Consider the following 24,201-nt stretch of genomic DNA (forward strand, 5'->3'; position numbering starts at 1 on the left):
AAGGAGCATCCGCGATGGGAGAGCAATGGCAAACTCTTTATGAGGCGATTGGTGGAGAGAAGACGGTCGCTAGGCTTGTCGAAGCGTTTTATCGGCGCGTAGCTGTGCACCCGGACTTAAAGCCGATCTTTCCTGACGATTTGACAGAAACCGCCCGGAAGCAAAAACAATTTTTAACGCAATACTTAGGCGGGCCACCGCTTTATACGGAGGAGCATGGCCACCCGATGTTGCGGGCGCGCCATCTCCGCTTTGAAATCACGCCAACGCGGGCACAAGCGTGGCTTGCTTGCATGCGGGCAGCGATGGATGAAATCGGCCTGTCCGGTCCAGCGCGCGAACAGTTCTACCATCGGCTTGTGCTCACGGCCCATCATATGGTCAACACTCCAGATTCTCAGGACAGAAAGGAGCATTCCCTTGAATGAGAAGTTCGCTGGGAAAACGGCGCCGGCCTGTGCCGATTCCCAGCCGCTAGGCAACACGAAGAAACCGCTTGAGCTGTATCTCTTTATCGATCCTTTATGCCCGGAATGCTGGGGGCTTGAGCCCATTGTAAAAAAGCTGACGATCGAATACGGCCGTTTTTTTACACTGCGGCACATATTGAGCGGAAAATGGGCGACATGGCGCGCGAAAGGGACGAAGGCCGAAGCGTTAGCAAAAGCGTGGGAATGGATAGCGAACCGATCTGGCATGTCATGTGATGGAAGCGTGTGGCTCGAAAACCGGATTTCCAGCCCGTTTGCCCCGTCGCTCGCCATTAAAGCGGCGGAAATGCAAGGAAAACGGGCCGGTCTCCGCTTTTTGCGCAAACTGCAAGAGCAGCTGTTTCTTGAAAAGCAAAACGTCGCCGATTTGGAAGTGTTGGCCGAATGCGCGGCAGAAGCCGGGCTTGACGTCGATGAATTTTTGCGCGATATGCACTCGCCCGGAGCGGCAAAAGCGTTCCAATGTGATTTAAAAATCACGTCGGAAATGGATGTGGAAGAAACCCCGACGCTCGTTTTGTTTAATGAAAATATCGAGGATGAAGGCATTAAAATTTCCGGATGCTACCCGTACGAGATTTACGCCGAGTTGATCGCCGAAATGCTCGGCTTCCATCCCGAGCCGTCCCCTCCCCCTCCGCTGGAATCATTTTTAGGTCATTTTAAATTCGTCGCCACAAAAGAAGTTGCCGTTGTGTACAATTGGACGATCCAAGAAGCGGAAACGGAAATGAAAAAACTGCAGTTGAAGCAAAAAGTCGAGCGGGTGCCTGTGAAGCACGGAACGTTTTGGCGTTATATCGAAGAGTCCGAACCTTAACTCAAACCATGACACAAAAGAGCCCGGCATTCGCCGGGCTCTTTTGTGTTGTCAAGACAACAAAGGGGATGGGAGAAATTGTTCACGGTCAAACAAAGGGGTATCAGGTTTTTGTCTTCCGTTCACGCTTTTATCTTACCAAATGGACGAATCGATTGACAACCCCTTTGCTCGTTTGTTCACATGATTGTCATAATTTCGGCCGCTTCCTTCGCTTCGAGGCCAGTGATTGAAGGGGAAATACTGCTCTCCAACAATGTTTCGCAAACGGAAAACCTTGCAATGTCATCATTTCATTCCTTGTGATTTCTCACCAATCGAGCGAATCGGTTGTTTTTCACCAGCCTGCCCCGTTTCCCCACTCAAATCAGCGAAGCCGCTCTTTTTTCATCCGCCGGCCTGCAACATAGATGGACAGCATATAATGAAGGAAGACAGCCTAACAAGGGGGGCGTCTTCATGAAAGGGCGAATCGCTTTTTTCTTTTGGACGGCGGCCGTCATCGTCGCATTCATCTTGAACTTGCTCGGATTCATGCGGCTCATTCCGCTCTGGACGACAATGCCGCTGCTGTTTTGCTGTCTCCTTGGGCTCGTATCGACTTGGAACCGCCGTCATCAGTTTAAGGGATTGCCATCGAAACGAATGCGGCTGTAGCCGCATTCGTTTCAGTTCCCAAGCAGCCGCTCGAATTCTTCCAGTTTTTCGGCGAACACTTGGCACGCTTGGCGGATCGGCTCGGCGCTCGTCATATCCACCCCGGCTTTTTTCAGCACTTCAATCGGATAATCGGAGCTGCCCGCTTTTAAAAAGTCGATGTACCGCTTCACCGCCGGTTCACCCTCTTCAAGAATTTGCCGGCTAAGCGCCGTCGCCGCGCTGAAACCAGTCGCATATTGATACACGTAGTAGTTGTAATAAAAATGCGGAATGCGCGCCCATTCCAAGCCGATTTCTTTGTCGACCACCATGTCGCTGCCGAAGTACTTTTGATTCAAGTCATAGTACAGCGATGTCAGCGTCTCTGCCGTCAGCGCCTCCCCTTGCTGCTCCTTCAAATGGATCAAATGCTCAAACTCGGCGAACATCGTCTGCCGAAAGACGGTGCCGCGGAATCCTTCAAGGTAATGGTTGAGCAAATACAGCCGCTTTTTGTCATCATCGATCGTTTTCAATAAATAATCATTCAACAGCGCTTCGTTGCACGTCGACGCCACTTCGGCGACAAAAATCGAATAATGGGCGTATGGATACGGCTGCGTTCGGCGTGTGTAGTAGCTGTGAACCGAATGGCCGAACTCATGAACGAGCGTAAACAAATTGTTGACGTTGTCCTGCCAGTTGAGCAAAATGTACGGGTGTGTGCCGTACGCTCCCGAGGAATAGGCCCCGCTCCGCTTTCCTCGGTTTTCGCGGACATCAACCCAGCGATTCTCAAGTCCTTCTTTGACAATGGCGATGTATTCCTCCCCGAGCGGCGCCAACCCTTCCAGCATATACTGCTTCGCTTCGTCATACGTCACTTCCATTTTTACCTCTTTGACTAGCGGCGTATATAAGTCGTACATGTGCAGCTCATCGAGCCCGAGCGCTCGTTTGCGCAGCCGCACGTAGCGATGCAGCAGCGGCAAATGCTCGTGGATGGTAGCGATCAAGTTGTCATATACGCTCTCAGGAATGTTGTTCGCATCCAACGCGGCCTGCCGGGCGGATTCATAGCGGCGGACGCGAGCAAAAAAGTTATCCTTTTTCACCGCGCCGGCTAACGTATTGGCAAAGGTGTGTTGGAATTGATCGTACGTCTGGTACACCGCGTAAAACGCATCGCGGCGAACACGGCGATCCGCGCTTTCCAAAAAGCGGATGAAACGCCCGTGCGTGACTTCCACTTCCTCACCGTTTTCATCGACGATGGCCGGAAAGGTCAAATCGGCGTTATTCAACGCGCTGAACGTGTTGGACGCTGACTGCATCACCTCGGCCGCCTGCGCCAACAGCGCCTCCTCCTCAGCCGAGAGAACGTGCGGGCGTTGGCGCGTAATCTCATCCAAGGCATGAGCATACAATCGAAGCGGCTCGTACTGTTCCAAAAAGGCGCGCAACGTCGCCTCATCGATGGCCAAAATTTCCGGAACGATGAACGCCATCGCGCTGGACGCTTCGCTGTATAAACTTTTCGCCCGAGCGTCAAGCCCTTGGTAAAAGGAGTTGGTTGTGTCTTGATCATAGCGCATATGGGCGTATGTATACAGCTTGCCAAGCCGCATCGATACTTCGTCTTGATATTGCAGCGCCTCATACAGCAGTTCCGGCGATTCGCCAAGCCGCCCTTTGTACTCCCCGAGCTTCGGGATCATGGCTTTCACTTGACGGAACTCCTGCTCCCACGCCTCATCAGTTGGAAAAATGTCTTCTAGCCTCCATGTCTCTTCAATCGGAATCTCGCTGCGCGACGGCAGCGACTTCTTTGTCTTTTTTTCCTCCACCATGTCATCGTCCTCCTTCATATGATTGATACATGTATTATTATTCTCCATTTCTTGTTTCTTTTCCTGTTTTTTGCTCATGTTTTCCGCTTGGCGCCAACTCGAGCGCCCGCCAATACGCCGCCAGTGCCGGCGTGTCGCGGATCGTTTCGAGAAGTCTCCCCTCTTGCCGCAGCATGTCTTCCACGGTGGCCGGAAACGTGAGCGGCTTGACGAGGCGAAGCCGTTCCCCAGCTTCGCGCTGAAGATAGCCGAGCAGCCGCAGCCAATGCACATACTCAGCGACAGCCTGCCGGTAGTTGTCGCGGCCGACAAGCGGCAAGCGGCGGGGGACAAGCCGTCCGGTGCGGATTTTTTCATCCATCCAGCGCAAGAGCTGGGCCATCGTCATCGTCTGTCCCGGCGCGCGAAGAAATGGAAGCAGCATGTACGTCTGCCAAATGAACGGAGACGTCTCCCATAAATAGCCGCGCGGCAGCGGCCAGCCCGCTTCGACCGGAAACAGCGCCGGCACGATCCCCAATTGGTAAAAGTCGGAACAAATCAAGCGAGTCGCCCGATTCGGGTAAAGCGGAAACGTCCGGCGCCACTGTTTTTTCTTTTCGAGCCATTGCTCCCAAAACAGCGGGGGAAGCGGTGGATGGCAAGCGGCGGTCAAAGCGGTGAAATCGAGCGAGGAAAGCGGAACAGAGTCAATCGTGGCCAACGCGCGGCGGACAGACAATGGCAAGGGGCGGACGAGACGGATGAATCGTTTCGTTTCGGTGCTGTAGTACCATATATGAGGAAGAGAGGAGGAGGAAAAGCGATGAGCAAACAGCCATTGAAAGCGGGAAAGCGCGACATCTCCCGCCGGCGTTGACAAGCGCCGCAAATGATGAGCGCCCAACACCCAAAGCGGGCGAATGCCGAGGCGGCGATAACCGTCATTGCGCTCGTAAAACACGGATTCCTCGATCGTCGAGCACTGATACTCGAGGGCATAGAGATGCCACTGATGGCGGAACAGCACATCGGGGCGTTGGCGAATCGCAGGCAAATACGGTTCTAGCTTCGCTTCGATGCCTTGGGTGGTAAGCCATACAAACCAGTCGCGTTTTCCGATCAAGTGCCGCTCCGATTCCGGTTCATGCTCAGCCGGACAAGCCGTTCCTTTCCGATGAGCAAAATGCGGCAAGCGACGGGGGCCGGACCGCAGCACGACTTCCTGGCGGCAGGCAGGGCAAAAAAACGGCGCGCGGCGCTTCCAACCAGCCAGCCGCTCCTCGCTCCACCGTTCCGCTCCGACAAGCGACAACACTGTTCCGTCCGCTAAAAGAGCAACGAACAACCGCATCACTCCTTTGTCCATCAAAACTAGATGGCTGGTGATTTCATCATGGATACAGCTTTACACTGTCATTTTTTAACTAGAAAAGCCTCGTTGCATCGGTCCTGCTTTTCGCTCATTCTCCTATTGATGAAGGGAATCAGCCGTTTTTCACCAAGCCTTCTAGACAGGGGGCGAACGCCAATCCGACACACCACGACGGACAGCACTCGTTCCCGTCAAGACAACGGTTCGTTCCCTTCCATTGCGGATGAAAAATGACAAGCTTCCCGTGCCACGCAACGAACGGATATGCCGAAAACGTCATTATGCCTTTCACGGTTGCTGGTTTACGTGTTTTGTATTCGCCAGCCCCTATCCTTTTTCCTGCCATAGCGCAGCAAAAAACCTGCCCGAATGAGCAGGTTTTCCTTACGGCACGTTACAAGAGCGGAGACAACAGCCGAGACACCGATTCAGCAAGGCGAACGCGAAACGGGCGCCGCTGAAACTGTTCATAATCGAGCACGGTCGCATGGCGGAAGTCTTCCAGAAAATCTTGGACGAGCTTTTGAATGCTGTCAGTATAATACAAAAACGCGTTCACTTCAAAATTTAAATGAAAGCTGCGCATATCCATGTTCGCGGTGCCGATCGACGCGAGCTCACCGTCAACGACAATGACTTTGCTGTGCAAAAATCCTTTTTCATACTCATAAATTTTCACCCCCGCTTCCAACAGCTCAGGAAAATAGGAGCGCGAGGCGTAAAAAACGATCTTTTTATCCGGCCGCTTCGGCGCCAAGAGGCGAACATCAATGCCGCTCAACGCCGCCACTTTCAGCGCTGTTAAAATGTCTTCATCCGGCACAAAATACGGCGAAGCCACCCAAATCGACTGCTTGGCGGAAGTGATCATGGCAAAATACAGCTGCTTGATGACCTCCCACTTCTGATCGGGACCGCCGGCAATCAGCTGCACCCCGCCTTGCCCTTCTTCGTCGATCAACGGCGGTGACAAGTAGTCTGGCGTCAACAGCCGCTCGCCCGTCATATAATACCAATCTTGCCAAAAGATCAACTGCAGCGTTCGGACAGCCTCCCCGCGGATGACTAAATGCGTATCGCGCCAAAACCCGAAATATTCGTTCTTCCCCAAATATTCATCCCCGATGTTCAGCCCGCCGACAAATCCGACGCTTCCGTCGATGACGATAATCTTGCGATGGTTGCGAAAGTTGATTTGATTGCTCAAAAACGGCAGGCGCACGGGGGAAAACGGGATCATCTCGACACCGGCGGCGCGCAGCTCCTCAATATAGTCGCTAGATAATTTCCAGCTTCCGACCGCATCGTATAAAAAGCGGATTCGCACCCCTTGGCGAGCCTTTTTAATCAACAATCGCTGCAATTGTTGACCGATCTCATCATGCCGGACGATATAATACTCCAAATGGATATGATGAGACGCTTTTTCCAGCTCCGCAAAAATGGCGGCAAACGTCTCGTCCCCATTGGTCAGCACCGCGGTTTGCGATGCGAGCGAAACCGGGTGCTGACCGATGCGATAGGCCAAGCGCAACAACGGCTGCTGATGAGACGCCATCGGCAGCCGCTCGATGGCAAACGGCGACGGCTCTTGAAACCGAAGCAGCACCGCTTCATCAAAGTCTGCTTTTCTCTTGAAACGGCGCTGCTGCCAATAGTTGCGCCCAAACAAAAGATAAAACAAAAAGCCGACGAGCGGGAAGCTGCCCAGCACGGCAAGCCAAGCGATCGTTTGCGCCGGCTGGCGATTTTCCAACGAAATGACAAACGCAATAAAGACAACCGAACAAGAGATGAGCACGCTGAAAATACCGAGCAGCTTTCCTTCCCAAAATCCGTGTGTCAAGGTCAGCAGCGCACCGACAACGACAACAAGAATGGCGACTCTAGATGAATTTCTCAAAAAGACCCCCCCACCTGCTTTTCATAAGCAGCCGCCTAATTTCTCTTTGTTTCCCCGCCCCGCGGGCTGACTTTGGCCATTGACGCAGAAAACGCCGATTTCTGGCGCGAAATCGGCGAAAGAACCTTATCGAGCAGGAAAATACGTTTTCAACGTTTCGAGCGCATTATCGCCCATGATTTCTGTTCCATACTCTTCAAGGCGGTAAATCGTCAGCTGCGAGTCGCTTCCGTATTCCAGCAGAAGGCTGAGCACATTGTCGACTTCGTGTTCAGAGTAATGGTCGCCAAATTCGACAAACAAGTAGTACCGCCCCTCAAATTGGAACAAACGGTTCGACAATCCAGAAAAGTCAGCGCGGTACGCCAGCGAAAGGATATCCTCAAAATCATTGAAGGAAAGGATAAATTGCAGGACATCTTGTTCACCGCCATCTTCCAGAGCCGCCTTGGCCCCGAAATGGAAATGATGGCCGAACAGCGATTCCATTTTCTCATCAGCGGACAGCGTAAACTCGCGCCATTTTTCTTCCGGAAGCGGCAACTCCAGCTTGCTTCCATCCTTGGACAGCTGCGCTTTCGTCACCACCACTTCCAGCCCTTTTTCCAATGCCTGCACTTGAATCCAAAGCGGGCCCTCGAGCGAAAAGTCGCTTTCCCCATGGACTTCATCCATCATTTCCCAAAACAATTCTTCGCTCCGTTCGCGATTGTACCAAATTTCCTCACGGTCAAAGCCGCGCTCTTCTATATCAACGTAAGAAATATAAAATTTCACGGTATGTTCGTTAATACGTTCCATTTCCATTTTTCTCAACTCTCCCTTCTACACAAGAGAAATAAAAAGGGAAGGGATCCAAACCCCCGAAGACTATGCCAAACTGCATATCTTGTACTTTTATTTTATGATAAAAAACAGAGGAAGGGAAATAAAAAAACGCGTTTTTAAAAATTGGTTATGAAACCGGCCATGTCCTACTATAATGATGATGAACACGGACGGAATGAGGGACGCGATGATGGACGAATATATCGTTTCGATTTTGCTCATTATCGGCATTGATGTCATTCTCGGTGGGGATAACGCTGTTGTGATCGCCTTGGCGAGCCGCAACTTGCCGGAACGAAAACGCAACGCCGCCATTATTCTCGGCACCGCTCTCGCCATCGCTGTTCGCATTGTCTTGACCGCAGCCGTTGTTTGGCTGTTGACCGTGCCGTTCTTGCAGCTGGCGGGCGGCATCGTTCTCTTTTGGATCGCGCTCAAGCTGATTGGGAAAAAAGAAGAAACATCGGCTGTCATCAAAGCCGAACCCTCTCTCTGGAAGGCCGTTCGAACCATCGTTGCCGCTGACGTGGCCATGGGCCTTGACAACGTCATCGCTATCGCCGGGGCTGCCCAAGGTCATATCGGGCTTGTCATCTTCGGCTTTCTCTGCTCGGTTCCTATCATCATTGTAGGCAGCAAACTCATCCTTTATGCCTTGGAGAGGTTCCCGTTTCTCATTTATGTCGGCGGCGCCTTGCTCGCATATACAGCCGGAAAAATGATCGCCGCCGAAGAACGGCTGCGCCCGTTTTATGACCCGCGCTGGGAACTCCTCTTCCCGCTTTCCGCGGCCGTTCTTGCCGTTTTGCTTGGCTTTGCGGCCAACCATCGATCGCGCGCCGCATAACCCGAAACGCTCCATGGGCAATCCCTTGCCCTCCAGCTAGGAAGGAAACTGACCGCTTGCCGGCGCGTGATTTTCACAAAACGATCCACGGGCAATGCCTTGCCCTTCACCCGAGGATGAAAATCATCGTTCGCCAAGGCGTACAGGCACGAAAGTTCCATGGGCAGCGACTTCACCTAGGAGGACGAAAACGATCGCTCACCGATGCGTATGTTCACGAAAGTTGCATGGGCCACAATCTGCCATTCACCCCAAGGGGAAGAAGCAGGCGCCAGTGCGACATGTTCACGGAACAGATTATGATAAAAAACTTCTACATGGCGAACCATGTAGAAGTTTTTTATCAGCCGTTGACGAGCCGCTGTGCTTCACGCAGCTGATACGCGCGCACTTTGCGCGGCAGAAAGCGGCGGATTTCATCTTCATTGTAACCGACTTGCAGCCGCTTTTCGTCAATGATGATCGGTCGGCGCAAAATGCCCGGATTTTTTTGAATGAGCTCATATAAATCTTGAAGCGGCAAAGTTTCCAAATTAATGTTCAACTTTTGGAACACTTTTGAACGAGTCGAAATGATTTCATCCGTCCCCGTTTCCGTCATCCGCAAAATTTCCTTAATCTCCTCAACCGTTAGCGGCTCGGAGAAAATATTGCGTTCGACATATGGAATCTCATGCTTCTCGAGCCACGCCTTCGCCTTCCGGCACGATGTGCAGCTCGGTGATGTGTATAGCTTGACCACTTTGATCACTCCTTTTCACAAGGAATCCCTTGCTCCATCTGTCCGCTTTACGCGAGGACAGGCATCATGCGAAGCATTCGATGGCATAGCGGTACGGCCTACACCCGCCGATGCGGCCGTCAGCAGGTTTGCCAATCGCTTGCAAATTGAAATGACTTTAACATGATATATTATACAATAAATCCACAAAGAAAGATATAGTTTTTCCATCAACCATGGAATTTTCTTTCGTTCTACTTTCCAGCGCTCTAAAAATCGTCTACAATGAAAGAAGAAGAGGAAAAGGGAGGAAAAACGAATGGCCGGCTATTTCCTCGATTTTGTCATCGTGGCGGCGCTGATCGTCGGGGGCACCGCATTGATGGGAAACATCAGCCGTACGATGGGAGAGCGTTTGTTTGGTCGAAACAAAAAAAGGGCACACATTGAGGCCTCCCGTCACATTCAGCAAGGCTGGAACGCTGTCGGCGGGAAAAAATAACTGTTCTCGAGGTAGCGCGCGCACATGCGCCGTCTCCCACCGCTTTCCTTGCGGCGCAGAGACGGCGCTTTTTTGGCGCTCGCCTGCCGGGCGACCGTTTAGGCGTACATCGCCCGGTATCGTTTGTATTCTTCTTCGGAGCAAAGCACAAAATGCCCCGGTGTAATTTCGCGAAATTCGAGCTCTTCACCGTCTTTGTAGCCATGCTGAGACGGATCATAAACGATCCGCCGGCGCGTTCGCTCCGTTTCCGGATCCGGAAGCGGAATGGCGGAAAGCAGCGCCTTGGTGTACGGATGGATCGGGTTGCGGTACAGCTCTTCTGATTCGGCCAGTTCGACCATTTTGCCGAAATACATGACCCCGATCCGGTCGCTGATGTATTTGACCATCGACAAGTCATGGGCGATAAACAAATACGTCAACCCTTTTTCGCGCTGCAGCCGCTTCAATAAGTTCACGACTTGCGCCTGGATCGAGACGTCAAGCGCGGAAATCGGCTCATCGGCGATGATGAACTCCGGTTCGACGGCCAGCGCCCGGGCGATGCCGATCCGCTGGCGTTGACCGCCGGAAAACTCGTGCGGGTAGCGGCTCGCGTGCTCGCGGTTTAAACCGACCGTCTCCAGCAGCTCATAGACGCGCTGCATTCGCTCTTCTTTCGTTTTCGCCAGTCCGTGAATGTCAATGCCTTCGGCGATAATATCGGCGACCGTCATCCGCGGATTGAGCGAGGCGTACGGGTCTTGGAAAATCATTTGCATTTTCCGGTTTAACTCTTTGAGCTCTTTTTTGGATTTCTTGCCGTGCACATTGACGCCGTTAAACAGCACTTCCCCTTCCGTCGCCTCATACAGCCGGATGATCGTCCGCCCGGTCGTCGACTTGCCGCAGCCTGACTCGCCGACCAACCCGAACGTTTCGCCTTTGTAAATATCGAATGTCACGCCGTCGACCGCTTTGACGACTTCACCGCGGCCAGCCGGGAAATATTGCTTTAAATTTTTCACTTCCAACAGCTTTTGTCTAGCCACGCGGGGTTCCTCCTTTCCGAGCGACGATCTCGGTGAACCGTTTCATCCGCTCGCGCACGATCGCCGGCGGCTCGACGTTCGGCGCCATCTCATGCAATAGCCATGTCGCCGCATAGTGCGTATCGGACACTTGGAACATCGGCGGCTCGAGCTCATAGTCAATTTTGAGCGCGTACGGATTGCGGGGCGCGAACGCATCGCCTTTGGGCGGATTTAACAAATCGGGCGGCGAACCCGGGATCGAATACAGCTCCGTATCTTTATGGTCAAGGCTCGGCATCGAGGCGAGCAGTCCCCATGTGTACGGGTGTTTCGGATTATAAAAAATTTCGTCGACCGTGCCGATTTCCACGATTTTGCCCGCGTACATGACCGCAACGCGATCGGCCATGTTGGCGACGACCCCTAAATCGTGGGTGATGAAAATAATCGACATGCCAAGTTTTTTCTGAATGTCTTTCATCAGCTCCAAAATTTGTGCCTGAATCGTCACATCCAGCGCGGTCGTCGGTTCATCGGCAATCAAAATTTTCGGATTGCACGCCAAGGCGATGGCGATCACCACGCGCTGGCGCATCCCGCCGGAAAATTGGTGCGGGTATTGCTTTATGCGCAGCTCGGCGTTTTTAATGCCGACCAGCTGCAACAGTTCGATCGCCCGTTTGCGCGCTTCGTCTTTTGACAGCTTTTGGTGCTTTAAAACCGCTTCCATAATTTGCTTTCCGATCGTCATCGTCGGATTGAGCGACGTCATCGGATCTTGGAAAATCATCGAAATTTTCGCACCGCGAATCGATTGCATGTCTTTCTCAGACAGCTTCGTCAAGTCTTTCCCTTCAAATAAAATTTCCCCTTGCTTGATTCGGCTCGGCGGCGTTGGCAACAGGCGCATGAGCGCTTTGGACGTCACTGATTTCCCAGACCCCGACTCGCCGACAATCGCCAACGTTTCCCCTTTATACAAGTCGAAGGTGACCCCGCGGACGGCTTGCACTTCGCCGGCGTGGATGTCGAAAGAAACATGCAAATCGTTTACCTGCAAAATTTTCTCCATCGGTTTCACCCCTTCCGTTCCTTATTTGCGCATTTTCGGGTCCAACGCATCGCGGATTCCGTCAGCCACCAAGTTGAAGCTCAAAATGAGCAAGCTGATGACGACCGCTGGAATGATCATCAAGTGCGGATACGTTTGAATCGACTTATACCCATCGTTGACAAGCGAACCGAGCGACGCTTCCGGCGGGCGGATACCAAGGCCGATAAAGCTCAAAAACGCCTCGGTGAAGATGGCTGATGGAATCGTGAACATCGTCGTGATGATAATCGGGCCGATGACGTTCGGAATCAAATGTTTGAAAATAAGCCGCGATGTCGGCGCCCCGAGCGTCCGTGCCGCCAACACATATTCCATGTTCTTTAATTTCAACACTTGCCCGCGCACGATCCGCGCCATCGTCGTCCAACCGGTAATGACCATCGCCAAAGTGATGGAAATGATTCCGGGTTCAAAAATCAAAATGAACAAAATGACCACGATCAAATACGGAATACCGTTTAAAATTTCGATAATTCGCTGCATCACATTGTCGACGCGGCCGCCATAGTAGCCGGAAATGCCGCCGTACGCAATCCCGATCAATAAGTCGATCAATGCGGCCAGCAAGCCGATATAAAGGGAGATGCGCGTGCCGTACCACGTTCTCACCCACAAGTCGCGCCCTAAGTCATCCGTGCCAAACCAATAATACTCTTTGACACCGCGCTGTTTATACACATCAACGCCGTTGGCATCCCGGCCGTCAAACGGAAGCCAATGAACATGTTCAAGCACCGGGATTTTCGGCGGAAGTTTCGCATGCCGCAAGTTTTGCTCCTTGTACGTCCGGTCGCTCGCCATCGGGGCGATGATCGCCATCAGCGCTAAAAGAAGGATCATCACAAGCCCGACGATCGCTGCTTTATTTTCGCGAAGGCGAAGCCAAGCATCCTGCCAAAACGTCAAACTCGGACGATTGATCTTCTCCTGCTCACCGACGTTCGGCGGGGCGGGCTGAAACCAATCCGATGAAAGTTGTTCATAGTTTTGTTTCGCCATTATTTTTTCCCTCCCGCTAACCGGATGCGTGGATCGACAATCCCATACAACACGTCAACGATAAAGACAGCCAAAATCAACAAAGCCGAATAAAACAACGTCGTGCCCATAATGACAGGATAATCGTTCAGTTCGATCGAGCGAACAAACTGCTCCCCAAGGCCAGGGACAGCAAACAATTTCTCAATCACCAACGTTCCAGTCATTAAATTGACCGTCAGCGGGCCTAAAATCGTAATGACAGGAATGAGCGAGTTGCGAATGGCATGTTTGAGAATAACCCCCGCTTGGCTGATCCCTTTCGCTCGAGCGGTCAAAATATAATCAGAGCTCAACACCTCAAGCATCTCGGTGCGCATAAAGCGGGCGATGCTGGCGATGACCCCGACAGACAGCGCCAAGGTCGGAAGAATGGTATATTTGAAGCCTTCCCAAAACGCTACCGGGAGCAACTGCCATTTCACAGCGATAAAGTATTGCAAAAATCCCCCAAGCACAAACGATGGAATCGAGGCGCCCAAGACGGCAATGACTGTCGCCGTATAATCTTCCCAGCGATTGTGGCGAATCGCCGCGACAATTCCGAGAATCAACCCGACGATCGTCCCAAAAACGATCGCCTGAAACCCGAGCTGGGCCGACGGGCCAATTCGGTCGCTGATCAGTTCCGTCACCGGACGGTTGTCATATTGGAACGATACGCCGAGATCGCCTTTGAGCAAATTCCCTAAATAGAGCATGTACTGAACAGGAACAGGCTTATCCAATCCGTATTCTTTTAAAATCAACGCCTTTTGCTCCGGCGTCAGCTTTTCTTGGTTTTGCAGCGGCGAGCCGGGCAGCAGCTTCATCAAAAAGAACGTCAGCGTGGCGATAATGAACAATGTAACGACCATATAAGCGAACCGTTGAAGCGTATATCGCGCCATGGACGCACCTCCTCTACTTTTCTTGGAAAATCCCCCACACAACGGTAATAAGGATGTTCGCTCCCGGGTTTGGGGCAGCACGCTGTCCATGGATCTTTCTGTGAAAATGCCGCACGGGCGCGGGATTTTCATCCCCCGGGTGGAGGGCAAAATGTTGCCCATGGGCCTTTTCTGTGAAAATCCCTTCGGCAAGCGTTGATTTTCATCCCCGGGTAGAGGGCAGATCACACTGCCCATGGAACGTTCTGCGAGAACCACCCATACCTTCATCAATCGTTTCGATGTTGGGGCAGGGCAAGACGTTGCCCATGAGACGTTTCTTTGACCTCCCCACGCCGTTTGTCATCATTTTCATGACCTGCGCGCTTTTTTCTATAATCTTCGCTGTTTTTCGACATTTTTCGCTTTGGCAGGCAAAAGGAGAGTATATGCCTTGTGCATATACTCTCCTCCGCATTTTCAAGAGAACAATGGATTACTTGACATACGCCCATTTCAAGCTGTAGTCGGCGCCGACTAGGTGCGTGACGAAATCTTTGACGTATTCACGTTGCACATACGCAGTGCTGCGTTGATACAGCGGAGCGATCGGCATTCCTTCAAAGACGATTTTCTCGGCTTTCAGCATAGCATCCCAACGAGCTTGTGGATCGTTGGCAATCGTTGTTTGCGCGTCTTTGATTAACTTGTCATACTCGGCATTCGACCAGCCGGTTTCATTGTGCGGGCTTGTCGATGTCCAGAGCTGCAGGAACGTCATCGGGTCTTGATAGTCCGGACCCCAAGCGGAGTACGACAAATCATATTGCATATTGCTTTCAAGCTTCAGCTTTTGCGCAAACGGTTGCTGTTTGATGTTGATCGTCAAGCCCGGCAAGTTTTTCTCGAGCTGTTCTTTTACATACTCACCGATTTTCTTCGCGTTGTCGGTGTCATAGTTCAGCAGCTCGACTGTGAATTTGTCTTTGCCCAGCTCTTTTTTCGCTTGCTCCCACAGTTTTTTCGCTTCATCCGGATTGTAATTGACCAAATCGCCGTTCACATCGCGGAAGTCTTTGCCATCCGGACCAGTGACGAAGTCTTTCGGGACGGCGAACTTCGCCGGGATCGAACCGTTGTTCAGCAGCGTATCAACCATCGCTTGCGTGTCGATGGCCATCGCGATCGCTTTGCGGGCGTTGAGGTTGGTCATCGGTTCTTTTTTCGTGTTCATGCGCAGCCAGTAGAGCGACGGATCCAATTTCGTGTGGAAGTTTTTGTCGTTTTTGTACTTGTCAACGAACTCCGCGGTCAGGACGACGCGGTCCGCTTGTTTCGTTTCATACAAGTTGACGGCTGTCGCTGTGTCTTTGACGACTTTGACATTGACTTTTTCGAGCTTCACTGTGTCTTTGTCCCAATAGTTCGGGTTTTTCGTGTAAACCCATCCTTGTTCGTGCTTCCACTCGCTCAACACGAACGGGCCGTTGTACAGCGTTGTGTTGGTTTCAAGACCGTATTTTTTGCCTTGTGCTTTCACAAACTTTTCGTTTTGCGGCATGAACGTGCCGAACGCTGTCAAGCTGACGAAATACGGAACGGCGTTTTTCAGCTCGACTTTGAGCGTGTAGTTATCAAGAGCTTTGACGCCGACTTGGTCAAGCGGCACTCTGCCTGTGTTGGCTTCTTCCGCGTTTTTAATGTTGTACATAATGTACGCGTATTCCGATTTCGTTTTCGGATCGAGCACGCGCTTCCAAGCGAATTCGAAGTCGTGCGCCGTCACCGGATCGCCGTTCGACCACTTCGCGTCTTTGCGAAGCTTGAACGTGTACGTTTTGCCGTCGTTGCTCACTTCATAGCTTTCCGCTACTCCCGGCACCGGTTTGTTGTCTTTGCCTAAGCGGTACAAGCCTTCCATGACGTTGTTCAAAACGATAAACGATACTTGGTCGGTAGCGAGCGCCGAATCAAGCGACGGGATCTCCTGATTTTCAAGCAAATTCAGCACTTGTTCCTTCTTTGCCGCCGGTTTTTCATCGCCCTTACCACTTTGGGCATTGTTGTTGTCCTTGCCGCCACACGCCGCTAAAAGCGTCGACAGCGCCAGAAGCAGGACGAGGAAGAATGAAAATCGCTTTTTCACTAAAACCCCCCCTTTAAAGGTTATGTATTGTATTACAAATCTTCTGAACGATTCGATTTCAGAAGATTGTACTTACATGCTTTATTATACCTCGTGTTAGTATACTTGAAAAGAATTTTTTTATTTTCTTAAATAAAAATTTTCGAATTACTTGTAATCCAAAAAGAAGCACCGCATCCTTACCAAGATGGATTGTACCTAGTTTTGTCCCCTTTGTAAATAAAAAATTTCTGTCAATGATTAGGAAATCGCTTACAATATAACTTTTCTCCGGCTGCCGCGAACGCTTGATTCAGACTGATTCGACCGTTTTTATTTTTCTTTCTGTTTTTTGATATAATTTTGTCAACCAAGTTGACCACCTTATTTCGAACGCGAACCAAACGAACGCGGGATATGATAAAATAAGGACAACGACTAACAAGGCGAGGGGAAGGATGGATGAAACAGACCGCGGTTCGAACCGGATGGCTCATCGCCGCCATGATGGCAACCGGTGCGCTCATCGTCGCTTGGCAAGGGGCATGGACGGCTGTCGCCTTCATTAACGTCACCTTTTTGCTCTCTTTGGTGCCGCTGTCATTGGGGGGACTTTTGTTTGTTTATGAACGCGGGTTTTTCAGCGGATTTGCGTATGGATTCCAAAAATGGCGCAAGAGCGCGGGGACAAAGGCGGAGCGGTATCTTGAAGAAGCGGCCGCGGAGCAGGAAGCCTCACAACCGCCCGGCCCACGGCGTTTTGCGGTCACTTATCCGCTTCTTTTGTCCGGACTCTTTCTGTTTCTCGCGATGATCGCCGCCGGATACGCCGTGCAATAAAGGTTGCAACAGCTGAATGGTTTCCGTATAATATAAAGCAAATCGAAAACCAATCGGGCGATGAGAAAGAAAAGTACATATGGCGATGCCTTCAGAGAGCTTGTGGACGGTGCGAACAAGCGGCTAGCCATATGGAATGGGCTTTCGAGCTTCCCGCCGAACCGGCGACGCAGTAGGCGAGGACGTTCCTCCGCGTTACAGGAGGCCATGCGTGAGGCATGGGCTAAGCGATTGCGCTACGGGCGCAATAAGTAGGGTGGCACCGCGGTCCTACCGTCCCTATCCATGGGAGGGAAAGGACCGTTTTTATTTTTGGTTTAAGGGAGTGAAAAGCGATGAAAACGATTTTTTCTGGCATTCAGCCAAGCGGCGTTATCACCCTTGGCAATTACATCGGGGCGCTGCGGCAATTTGTCGAGCTGCAGCATGAATACAACTGCTATTTTTGCATCGTTGATCAACACGCCATTACCGTTCCACAAGACCCCGACCAATTGCAGCAAAACATTCGCCGCCTCGCCGCCCTCTATTTGGCGGTTGGCATCGACCCTGCGCAGGCGACGCTGTTCATCCAGTCTGAAGTGCCGGCGCACGCTCAAGCGGCTTGGATGCTACAGTGCCTCGTTTATGTCGGCGAACTGGAACGGATGACGCAATTTAAAGAAAAATCGGCCGGCAAAGAGGCGGTCAGCGCCGGGCTGCTCACGTACCCGCCGCTGATGGCCGCCGACATTTTGCTTTATAACACCGACATCGTCCCGGTCGGCGATGACCAAAAACAGCATATTGAATTGACGCGCGATCTAGCCGAGCGCTTCAACAAACGGTACGGCGAGCTGTTCACGATTCCCGAGGCGCGCATTCCGAAAGTCGGCGCCCGCATTATGTCGCTCGTCGAGCCGACGAAAAAAATGAGCAAATCCGACCCGAACCCGAAAGCGTACATTACACTGCTTGACGACGCGAAAACGATCGAGAAGAAAATCAAAAGCGCCGTCACCGACTCGGAAGGGACGATCCGCTACGATAAGGAGGCAAAGCCGGGCATTTCGAACTTGCTCCATATTTATTCAACGTTATCCGGTCAGCCAATCGAGGAGTTGGAGCGGCAATACGAAGGAAAAGGGTACGGCGTCTTTAAAGCCGACCTCGCCCAAGTGGTCATCGAGACGCTCCGGCCGATTCAAGAGCGATATCACCAATGGATGGAAAGCGAGGAGCTTGACCGCGTGTTGGACGAAGGGGCGGAAAAAGCCAATCGGGTGGCAGCGGAAATGGTGCGCAAAATGGAGCAAGCCATGGGACTTGGGCGTCGGCGGTAACGCCGGACAAAAAACGGGCGGGCGCTAAGCGCCTTCGCCCGTTTTTAATTCACCTTTGGTTCTTGCTCCATTTCCCACAACTTTTCGAAAAACGGCTGTCCCTTGATCAAGTGTTCGCATAGCTGCTCGTGGCGCTTGGACCAACCGTGCTTCGTTTCTTCATACAGCCGCGCCCACGCTTCTTCAAACGACATTTTTTGAATATCGGCGTATTTTTCCGGCGCCCATTCCGTATACCAATACCGCACTTCGGCGCCATTTTTTGTCGAATACAGCTGATCAAGCGCCATAAACAGCAGCTGCTTCAGCTGTCGCTCCTTGCGCGTTAACCCCCACATCAGTTCCGGCGCGGGAGATAAAATATGGTATTCTTTGTTGTATTCGGGCAGCGGATAGTCCCGTTCTTCGGCCTCGGCCACCATCTCATAGACAAGCTGTTCCTGCCGGGGGATCAGGCGGCTTTTGCGAATCGGAATATGGTAGCCGATCGTATCCACCGCCAAAATGCCGGCCCCATCGGTCACAATGAAACAATAATCCAACGGAATGCGCTCATGGTTTTTGCGCACATACGCCTTTTGATACACATCATCTAGCAACGGTTTGGGAAGATCAGACAGACTGTTTTCGATATAATGGAACAGAGCCGGGGTCACTTTTAGCAGCGGCACTTGGTCGAGCAGCTCGATTTGATCGTCCTTGCGCCATTCGTGAAAATGGCAGACGTTGTATCCGTTCTCTTCGCCTTCAAACCAATTCACCCAGATGTCATGCAAGCAAAGCATGTGATACCCCTCACTTCCAGACGTGTTTGTCCATCAGTATAGGCAGAGGGGCAGAATTTTATTCCATTTCGCCCTCTTTTCCCCACTACGAGCCGCGGCTTGGAAACGACAAACTTCCCCAGATGAAAAGCAGGCCGATCGGCAGCAAATAACATTCGGGCCGCTTGGCAATGTAAACCCAATAGTCGTAAAAGCCGCGCTCAGGAGTGATGAGGTTTAAATAGGCGATCGCCATCATGCCGCCGACGACGGAAAAACCGAAGCCGACCAAATAAAAAAACAGGCGGACCATCGGGCTTCCCTTCCTTCTTGTCCACTTTCCTCGTTTTACATATATGTCGGCTTTGTGGACAACATGACTGTTCGTTTGCCGCTCCGATGGACAACCTGCTTATTCAGCGTCGGCAAAGCCAGCTAAGGCAGCGATTTACCTTGCTTCTATCCCCATTAACTCCGTCAACGAATGCCCTCGCTCAAGACAGCGGCGAACGATGGCGTACCCCACCGCATAGCCGCCCATGTTCGGATACGAACCAAGCCCGTACAAAAGCCGGGCGCTAAGCGGATGCGAGGCGGAAACGTCCCGGTTGGGGGCGATGTAGCGGCGCCAAAACTGTTCGATTTCGCGTTCGCTAACGGTGAAGGGGGCCGCCGTTCATTAGGCTTGGCAGTTCTGCTCCGTTCAGGCTCTCCGTTTCTCAATTACCGATAGTTTTTAAAAATCAATGTCGCGTTATGGCCGCCAAATCCAAACGAATTGCTTAACACCGCCCGCACCTCTTGTTTCCGCGCTTCATTCGGCACATAGTCGAGGTCGCATTCCGGATCGGGCGTTTCATAGTTGATTGTCGGCGGAATGACGCCGTCGCGGATCGCCAATACGGAGAAAATCGCCTCCACGGCGCCCGTCGCCCCGAGCAAATGACCGGTCATCGATTTAGTCGAGCTGACCGCCAGCCGATACGCATGATCGCCGAACACTTCCTTGATCGCCGCCGTCTCATATTTGTCATTGTACTCCGTGCTCGTGCCGTGGGCATTGATGTAATCGATGTCCTCGGGCTTCAAGCCGGCATCTTGCAGCGCCTGCCGCATCGCCCGCACGCCGCCTTCGCCGCCCGGCGCCGGCGCGGTGATATGGTACGCATCGGCCGTCGCGCCGTAGCCGACAATTTCCGCGTAAATCTTCGCACCGCGGCGCAGCGCGTGCTCCAATTCCTCAAGAACGACGATGCCAGCCCCCTCTCCCATGACGAACCCATCGCGATGTTTGTCAAACGGACGGCTCGCCGTTTTCGGGTCTGGATTGGTAGAGAGAGCCGTATTCGCGCAAAAGCCGGCGAATGACATTTTCGTAATCGGCGCTTCCGTCCCGCCGGCGATCATAACATCGGCGTCACCGCGCTGAATGACTTTAAACGCATCGCCGATCGAGTTGGCTCCGGTCGCACAAGCGGTGACCGTGCAGGAGTTGATCCCTTTCGTTCCCAAGAGGATCGACACTTGTCCGGCCGCCATATCCGGAATCATCATCGGCACGAAAAACGGGCTCACTCGCCGATAGCCGCGCTGCTGGAAAATTTCAAACTGCTGTTCAAACGTCTCCATGCCGCCGATGCCTGAACCGATCCAGACGCCGATTCGCTCAGCGTTTTGTTCGTTAATTTCCAGTTTGGCGTCTTTCACCGCCATAAGCGCCGCCGCGACGGCGAATTGGGTAAAGCGGTCCATCTTCCGCGCTTCCCGGCGATCGACGAACAACGACGGGTCAAAATCTTTCACTTCCGCTGCCACTTTGGCCGGAAAGTCATCCGGATTCACGCGAGTGACGATATCAATGCCCGACTGACCGGCAACAATGTTTTTCCATGTTGTTTCCACATCGTTTCCAAGCGGGGTAACCGCCCCGAGCCCGGTCACGACGACTCGTTTTTTTTCCATCGCTCCGTCTCTCCTTTGTGCAAAATGTCTGCGAGCTCAACGTTCGAGGAAGGGAAACCGTCCGACCGTTCCACTGTCCCTACGCAAAATGTCTGCGAGCTCACCGCCCCCAACGCAAGGCGATCGCGCCCCACGTTAGCCCGCCGCCGAAACCGACCATGACGATGACGTCATCATCATGAATGCGGCCTGCCTCGAGCTCCTCAACGAGCGAAATCGGAATCGAAGCCGCCGATGTGTTTCCATAGCGGCGTATCGTCGTCGATATTTTTTCTTCCGGCAGCTCCAAGCGCTGTCGAGCCGCTTCAACAATGCGAATATTCGCTTGATGCGGAATGAGAAAATCGACATCCTCTTTCGCCAGTCCCGCTTTCTCTAGGACGCGAACGCTCGATTCCCCCATTTGCCTGACCGCAAATTTAAACACTTCTCGGCCGTTCATGACAATATATTCGTCCTTGTATAAATATTTTCCTCCTGTCCCATCGGCCCCCAATTCAAACGACAGCATGCCGCGCCCCGACGACACCGGTCCCATGACAACTGCTCCAGCCCCGTCACCAAACAACACAGCGGTGTTGCGGTCGCTCCAGTCGGTAATTTTCGACAATTTGTCTGCTCCCACTATTAATATATACCGATACACTCCCGTGTCAATAAATTGAGCGGCCGTTACCATCCCGTACATAAATCCGGCGCAGGCGGCGCTCAAATCCATCGCTGCCGCCTTCACCGCTCCCAACCGCTCTTGGATCATGCAAGAAACAGACGGAAACGGCCGATCCGGTGTAACGGTCGCCACTATAATCAAATCGATGTCCTTCGCCTCAATGCCGGCGTTACGAAGCGCCCGCTCCGCGGCAAAATACGCCATATCGGACGTATCGATGTGATCCGGGGCAATGCGGCGCTCCTCAATCCCTGTACGCGTCCGAATCCATTCATCGGATGTATCCATCATTTGTTCAAGATCAAAGTTGGTCAACACCCGCTCCGGCACGTAACGGCCGACACCGATAATTCCTGCTCCCATACCATCCATCTCCTTTTTCTTTCCAAAATATCCCCCATTGCCGAACGAATGAGCATGTACGATCAATCCACATCACCAATTATTATTACTTGGTACTAATTTTAGCGGAAACAGGGCGGCAATGCAATAGGAAAAACACCGTCCGCCAAGGGAGGGAACCCGTTCGCCCCCTTCTGGCGCACGTTCTCCATGCGGAAACAGCCCGCCACCACGAACCAAAAAGCAGCGGCGGTTGGACACGACAGCTAGGAGGGCGGTGAAAAACGGCCGGCTCCCTTACTCAATGGGGGAATGGGCGAAAAGCAGGATCGATGCAACAAGGTTTTTTTAGTTGAGAAATGACGTGGTAAAGCCGCATCCATGATGAAATCACCAGCCTCCTAGAAGGCTGGTGAAAAACAGTGGTTTCCTTTGGTCGATGAATAAAAGTGTGCGGTGTTGCAAGGCTTTTCTATTTGAGAAACGATGCTAGGAAGCGGTGTGCACGCTTTCATCATCATCCCCCTAGGACAATGGTCCAAACCGTTTTCCCCGCTTTCCCATACGATAACGATAAGGCGATCATCAAAAAAGGAGGAGATACGCATGGCCGACAGCCCAGCGCCAAAACCATCCAACAAGGCGACCGATCGTTTTTCCCGCCTGATGTTTCAACCTTTTCCGCCGCGGCGAGCAGAACGGCAGGAAGAGACGGGGGAAAATGAAGCGCTCCCGCTGCCTGACATTGACTGGGTGAAGCTGTTTGATCAAGTTGGCGCGCTGACCGATTCGCTGCAGCAACTGAAACCGCTGATGAGAAAAATGACATCGCTTGTTGAGCTATTCAAAAAATAATTCAAAAGGTGCCCACTATTTGGCAGCGGGTCGCCCTTTTTCCCTTCCCGTTCCTCTCCCGTTTTCGGGGCCTTTCTCTTCTTTATAAAATGGACAGCCTTTCAGCCGGACTGGTTGCTATTCAAAAAGCGGCCCAACGTTGGCCGGCTGTTCTCCGCACCGGTCTCTGTTTTCCCATCCAGTGCGCTCTTTGATCACGGAAGCTCATTGTGCTGATGAAAAAAGCGAGCGATTTGCGCCGCAAGTTGGGGCCGCTTTTCCGGCAGTTCATCGATGATGCGCACATGGCGGTTGGTCGCTTTCATCCATTGCTCATATCTTCGGCCGTGCAAGGCAAATGGATACGGGCTCACACCGGAGAGTTGCCAAACGATCACAGGAACATCGTGCGGACTCAAGAACAGGGCGGGAACGGCCTCCGGCACTTCTTCTTCTTTCATGCCATACGCGAAGGCGATCTCTTTCACCATCCGCCGGTACATGAGCGGATGGTCCCGTTCATGATCAAGCTGGGCGCGAACATCAAGGCAAGGATTGATCATGGCGACCGCCCGCATTTGCCTTGGCATGACACTAAGCAGCTGCGAAGCGATGAGCGCGCCCATTCCTTCCGCGACGAGATAAATGCGCGAATTGACAATTTCACTTTTCAGCACGGAGTAAACGAGCTGGCGCGCCAGCCGAACCGCCTTTGGACTTCCCCAATGCCTTCCGTACAAATGGGACGAAAAGACCGTGTACCCGCGTTCGAGCCACTCCTCGAGCCATTGCCGCCGCGTCGGATGTTCCAGCCAAAAACTCGTCCGTTCGTTCACAAAATGGTCGCCATCGCCGATGACAAAAAGGGCAAATCCATTTGGGCGCTCCGGTATATGAACGATGCACCATTGCTCATCAAGTTGAAAAAACCGCTGTTGTCCTGCCATCGTTTCCATTCACCCTTGTTTTGGCAATGCATAATGGTACAGTATACGATATGTCAGGCGAAAAAAAAACGTCCGGGTATATGCCTATAGGAGTCATTTATGATAAGATAGAACAAGGAATGAGACAAAGATGGGAGGAGCAAAAAATGCGCCTATTCTGGACGTTTTTTTGGACGTTTTTGCTCATGCAAATGGCCACCTACGTCATGAGCTCGATGCAAGGCATCAGCTACGATTTCGCGACCGGCGCGCTGCTCGGCGTGATCGTGACAGTTCTGATCATCGTGGTGGCAGCGCTGATTCCGGATGAACCAGCCGGAAATCACCATCATTAACCTTATGGCTTGCAAACGCATAGGAGCAAAGGAGAGGGTATCCGAAAAGGATCGGGATACCCTCTTTT

24 protein-coding genes, 1 pseudogene and 1 other annotated feature are annotated in these 24,201 nt (G+C 52.3%); of the genes and pseudogenes, 9 read left to right on the forward strand and 16 right to left on the reverse strand.

Going from position 1 to position 24,201, the window contains the following annotated elements; translation table 11 throughout:
• Nucleotides 1–14 precede the first annotated feature (14 nt).
• The 3 genes from NST29_RS13650 (at nt 15) to NST29_RS13660 (ending at nt 1,968) form a co-directional block, all read left to right on the forward strand.
• The gene (locus tag NST29_RS13650) at nt 15–428 is read left to right on the forward strand and encodes a globin (protein WP_033018842.1); all 414 of its coding nucleotides are present in this window, start codon (nt 15–17) and stop codon (nt 426–428) included.
• A complete protein-coding gene (spxH, locus tag NST29_RS13655; protein WP_033843313.1) occupies nt 421–1,311 on the forward strand; it encodes a ClpXP adapter protein SpxH in 891 nt (296 codons plus the stop codon). Before NST29_RS13650 ends, spxH begins: the two co-directional genes overlap by 8 nt.
• Nucleotides 1,312–1,770: 459 nt before the next feature.
• Nucleotides 1,771–1,968, forward strand: a complete 198-nt coding sequence (locus NST29_RS13660) for a hypothetical protein (RefSeq protein ID WP_033843312.1) — start codon at nt 1,771–1,773, stop codon at nt 1,966–1,968.
• Between the two features lie 11 nt (nt 1,969–1,979).
• On the opposite strand, the gene pepF is transcribed toward NST29_RS13660, so the two are convergent.
• From pepF to mecA, 4 genes are all read right to left on the reverse strand, one after another.
• Nucleotides 1,980–3,800, reverse strand: a complete 1,821-nt coding sequence (gene pepF / locus NST29_RS13665) for an oligoendopeptidase F (RefSeq protein ID WP_033843311.1) — start codon at nt 3,798–3,800, stop codon at nt 1,980–1,982.
• 37 nt (nt 3,801–3,837) lie between these two features.
• A complete protein-coding gene (locus tag NST29_RS13670) occupies nt 3,838–5,127 on the reverse strand; it encodes a competence protein CoiA family protein (RefSeq protein WP_033844813.1) in 1,290 nt (429 codons plus the stop codon).
• A gap of 421 nt (nt 5,128–5,548) precedes the next feature.
• Nucleotides 5,549–7,057 carry a cardiolipin synthase gene (gene cls, locus NST29_RS13675; RefSeq protein WP_033843310.1) on the reverse strand — a complete coding sequence of 503 codons (1,509 nt, stop codon included), beginning with the start codon at nt 7,055–7,057 and terminating at the stop codon, nt 5,549–5,551.
• Nucleotides 7,058–7,183: 126 nt separating this feature from the next.
• Entirely contained in the window at nt 7,184–7,864 is a 681-nt protein-coding gene (gene mecA, locus NST29_RS13680) for an adaptor protein MecA (RefSeq protein ID WP_033018849.1), read from the reverse strand.
• 208 nt (nt 7,865–8,072) lie between these two features.
• Between mecA and NST29_RS13685 the strand changes: the two genes are divergently transcribed.
• Complete coding sequence (locus tag NST29_RS13685) at nt 8,073–8,732, forward strand: TerC family protein (protein WP_033843309.1); 660 nt, start codon at nt 8,073–8,075, stop codon at nt 8,730–8,732.
• 343 nt (nt 8,733–9,075) lie between these two features.
• On the opposite strand, the gene spxA is transcribed toward NST29_RS13685, so the two are convergent.
• Nucleotides 9,076–9,474, reverse strand: a complete 399-nt coding sequence (gene spxA / locus NST29_RS13690; RefSeq protein ID WP_033843308.1) for a transcriptional regulator SpxA — start codon at nt 9,472–9,474, stop codon at nt 9,076–9,078.
• 298 nt (nt 9,475–9,772) lie between these two features.
• Between spxA and NST29_RS13695 the strand changes: the two genes are divergently transcribed.
• On the forward strand, nt 9,773–9,955 hold the full coding sequence (locus tag NST29_RS13695) for a hypothetical protein (RefSeq protein ID WP_033843307.1): 183 nt from the start codon (nt 9,773–9,775) through the stop codon (nt 9,953–9,955).
• A gap of 98 nt (nt 9,956–10,053) precedes the next feature.
• On the opposite strand, the gene NST29_RS13700 is transcribed toward NST29_RS13695, so the two are convergent.
• The 5 genes from NST29_RS13700 to NST29_RS13720 all read right to left on the reverse strand — a co-directional run bounded on the left by NST29_RS13700 (nt 10,054) and on the right by NST29_RS13720 (nt 16,138).
• The gene (locus NST29_RS13700) at nt 10,054–10,989 is read right to left on the reverse strand and encodes an ATP-binding cassette domain-containing protein (protein ID WP_033843306.1); all 936 of its coding nucleotides are present in this window, start codon (nt 10,987–10,989) and stop codon (nt 10,054–10,056) included.
• Nucleotides 10,982–12,043: an ABC transporter ATP-binding protein gene (locus tag NST29_RS13705; RefSeq protein ID WP_033843305.1), complete on the reverse strand. Its 1,062-nt coding sequence runs from the start codon at nt 12,041–12,043 to the stop codon at nt 10,982–10,984. The genes NST29_RS13700 and NST29_RS13705 overlap by 8 nt, the downstream gene beginning before the upstream one ends.
• Before the next feature lie 21 nt (nt 12,044–12,064).
• On the reverse strand, nt 12,065–13,084 hold the full coding sequence (gene opp3C, locus NST29_RS13710) for an oligopeptide ABC transporter permease (protein ID WP_033843304.1): 1,020 nt from the start codon (nt 13,082–13,084) through the stop codon (nt 12,065–12,067).
• Complete coding sequence (gene opp3b, locus NST29_RS13715; RefSeq protein ID WP_033843303.1) at nt 13,084–14,013, reverse strand: oligopeptide ABC transporter permease; 930 nt, start codon at nt 14,011–14,013, stop codon at nt 13,084–13,086. Before opp3b ends, opp3C begins: the two co-directional genes overlap by 1 nt.
• A gap of 475 nt (nt 14,014–14,488) precedes the next feature.
• On the reverse strand, nt 14,489–16,138 hold the full coding sequence (locus NST29_RS13720) for a peptide ABC transporter substrate-binding protein (RefSeq protein WP_033843302.1): 1,650 nt from the start codon (nt 16,136–16,138) through the stop codon (nt 14,489–14,491).
• Nucleotides 16,139–16,579: 441 nt separating this feature from the next.
• On the opposite strand from NST29_RS13720, the gene NST29_RS13725 reads away from it, so the two are divergent.
• Together NST29_RS13725 and trpS are read left to right on the forward strand one after the other, a co-directional pair.
• Nucleotides 16,580–16,957, forward strand: a complete 378-nt coding sequence (locus NST29_RS13725; RefSeq protein WP_339232271.1) for a DUF3899 domain-containing protein — start codon at nt 16,580–16,582, stop codon at nt 16,955–16,957.
• 51 nt (nt 16,958–17,008) lie between these two features.
• Nucleotides 17,009–17,241 (forward strand) — a binding site (T-box leader).
• A gap of 51 nt (nt 17,242–17,292) precedes the next feature.
• Entirely contained in the window at nt 17,293–18,279 is a 987-nt protein-coding gene (gene trpS / locus NST29_RS13730; protein ID WP_033843300.1) for a tryptophan--tRNA ligase, read from the forward strand.
• A 44-nt stretch (nt 18,280–18,323) separates the two neighbouring features.
• On the opposite strand, the gene NST29_RS13735 is transcribed toward trpS, so the two are convergent.
• From NST29_RS13735 to NST29_RS13755, 5 genes and pseudogenes are all read right to left on the reverse strand, one after another.
• On the reverse strand, nt 18,324–19,064 hold the full coding sequence (locus NST29_RS13735; RefSeq protein WP_033843299.1) for a YjbA family protein: 741 nt from the start codon (nt 19,062–19,064) through the stop codon (nt 18,324–18,326).
• Between the two features lie 85 nt (nt 19,065–19,149).
• On the reverse strand, nt 19,150–19,356 hold the full coding sequence (locus tag NST29_RS13740; RefSeq protein ID WP_033843298.1) for a hypothetical protein: 207 nt from the start codon (nt 19,354–19,356) through the stop codon (nt 19,150–19,152).
• Between the two features lie 135 nt (nt 19,357–19,491).
• Nucleotides 19,492–19,689 (reverse strand): annotated as a pseudogene (locus NST29_RS13745) (DUF2268 domain-containing putative Zn-dependent protease); the annotation flags it as partial.
• Nucleotides 19,690–19,766: 77 nt separating this feature from the next.
• Complete coding sequence (gene fabF, locus NST29_RS13750; protein WP_033843297.1) at nt 19,767–21,005, reverse strand: beta-ketoacyl-ACP synthase II; 1,239 nt, start codon at nt 21,003–21,005, stop codon at nt 19,767–19,769.
• A gap of 100 nt (nt 21,006–21,105) precedes the next feature.
• Nucleotides 21,106–22,038, reverse strand: coding sequence for a beta-ketoacyl-ACP synthase III (locus tag NST29_RS13755; protein ID WP_033018513.1), 933 nt, complete (start codon nt 22,036–22,038; stop codon nt 21,106–21,108).
• A 585-nt stretch (nt 22,039–22,623) separates the two neighbouring features.
• Here NST29_RS13755 and NST29_RS13760 point away from each other — a divergent pair.
• Nucleotides 22,624–22,872: a hypothetical protein gene (locus NST29_RS13760; protein ID WP_033843296.1), complete on the forward strand. Its 249-nt coding sequence runs from the start codon at nt 22,624–22,626 to the stop codon at nt 22,870–22,872.
• A 194-nt stretch (nt 22,873–23,066) separates the two neighbouring features.
• On the opposite strand, the gene NST29_RS13765 is transcribed toward NST29_RS13760, so the two are convergent.
• Nucleotides 23,067–23,807 (reverse strand): hypothetical protein, encoded by a 741-nt coding sequence (locus tag NST29_RS13765; protein WP_033843295.1) that lies wholly within the window; start codon nt 23,805–23,807, stop codon nt 23,067–23,069.
• Between the two features lie 137 nt (nt 23,808–23,944).
• Here NST29_RS13765 and NST29_RS13770 point away from each other — a divergent pair, with 137 nt between their 5' ends.
• A complete protein-coding gene (locus NST29_RS13770; protein WP_033843294.1) occupies nt 23,945–24,133 on the forward strand; it encodes a YjzD family protein in 189 nt (62 codons plus the stop codon).
• The last annotated feature ends 68 nt before the right edge of the window (nt 24,134–24,201 follow it).

Origin of the sequence: Geobacillus sp. FSL W8-0026, assembly GCF_037966255.1 — a bacterium.
GTDB lineage: Bacteria > Bacillota > Bacilli > Bacillales > Anoxybacillaceae > Geobacillus > Geobacillus icigianus.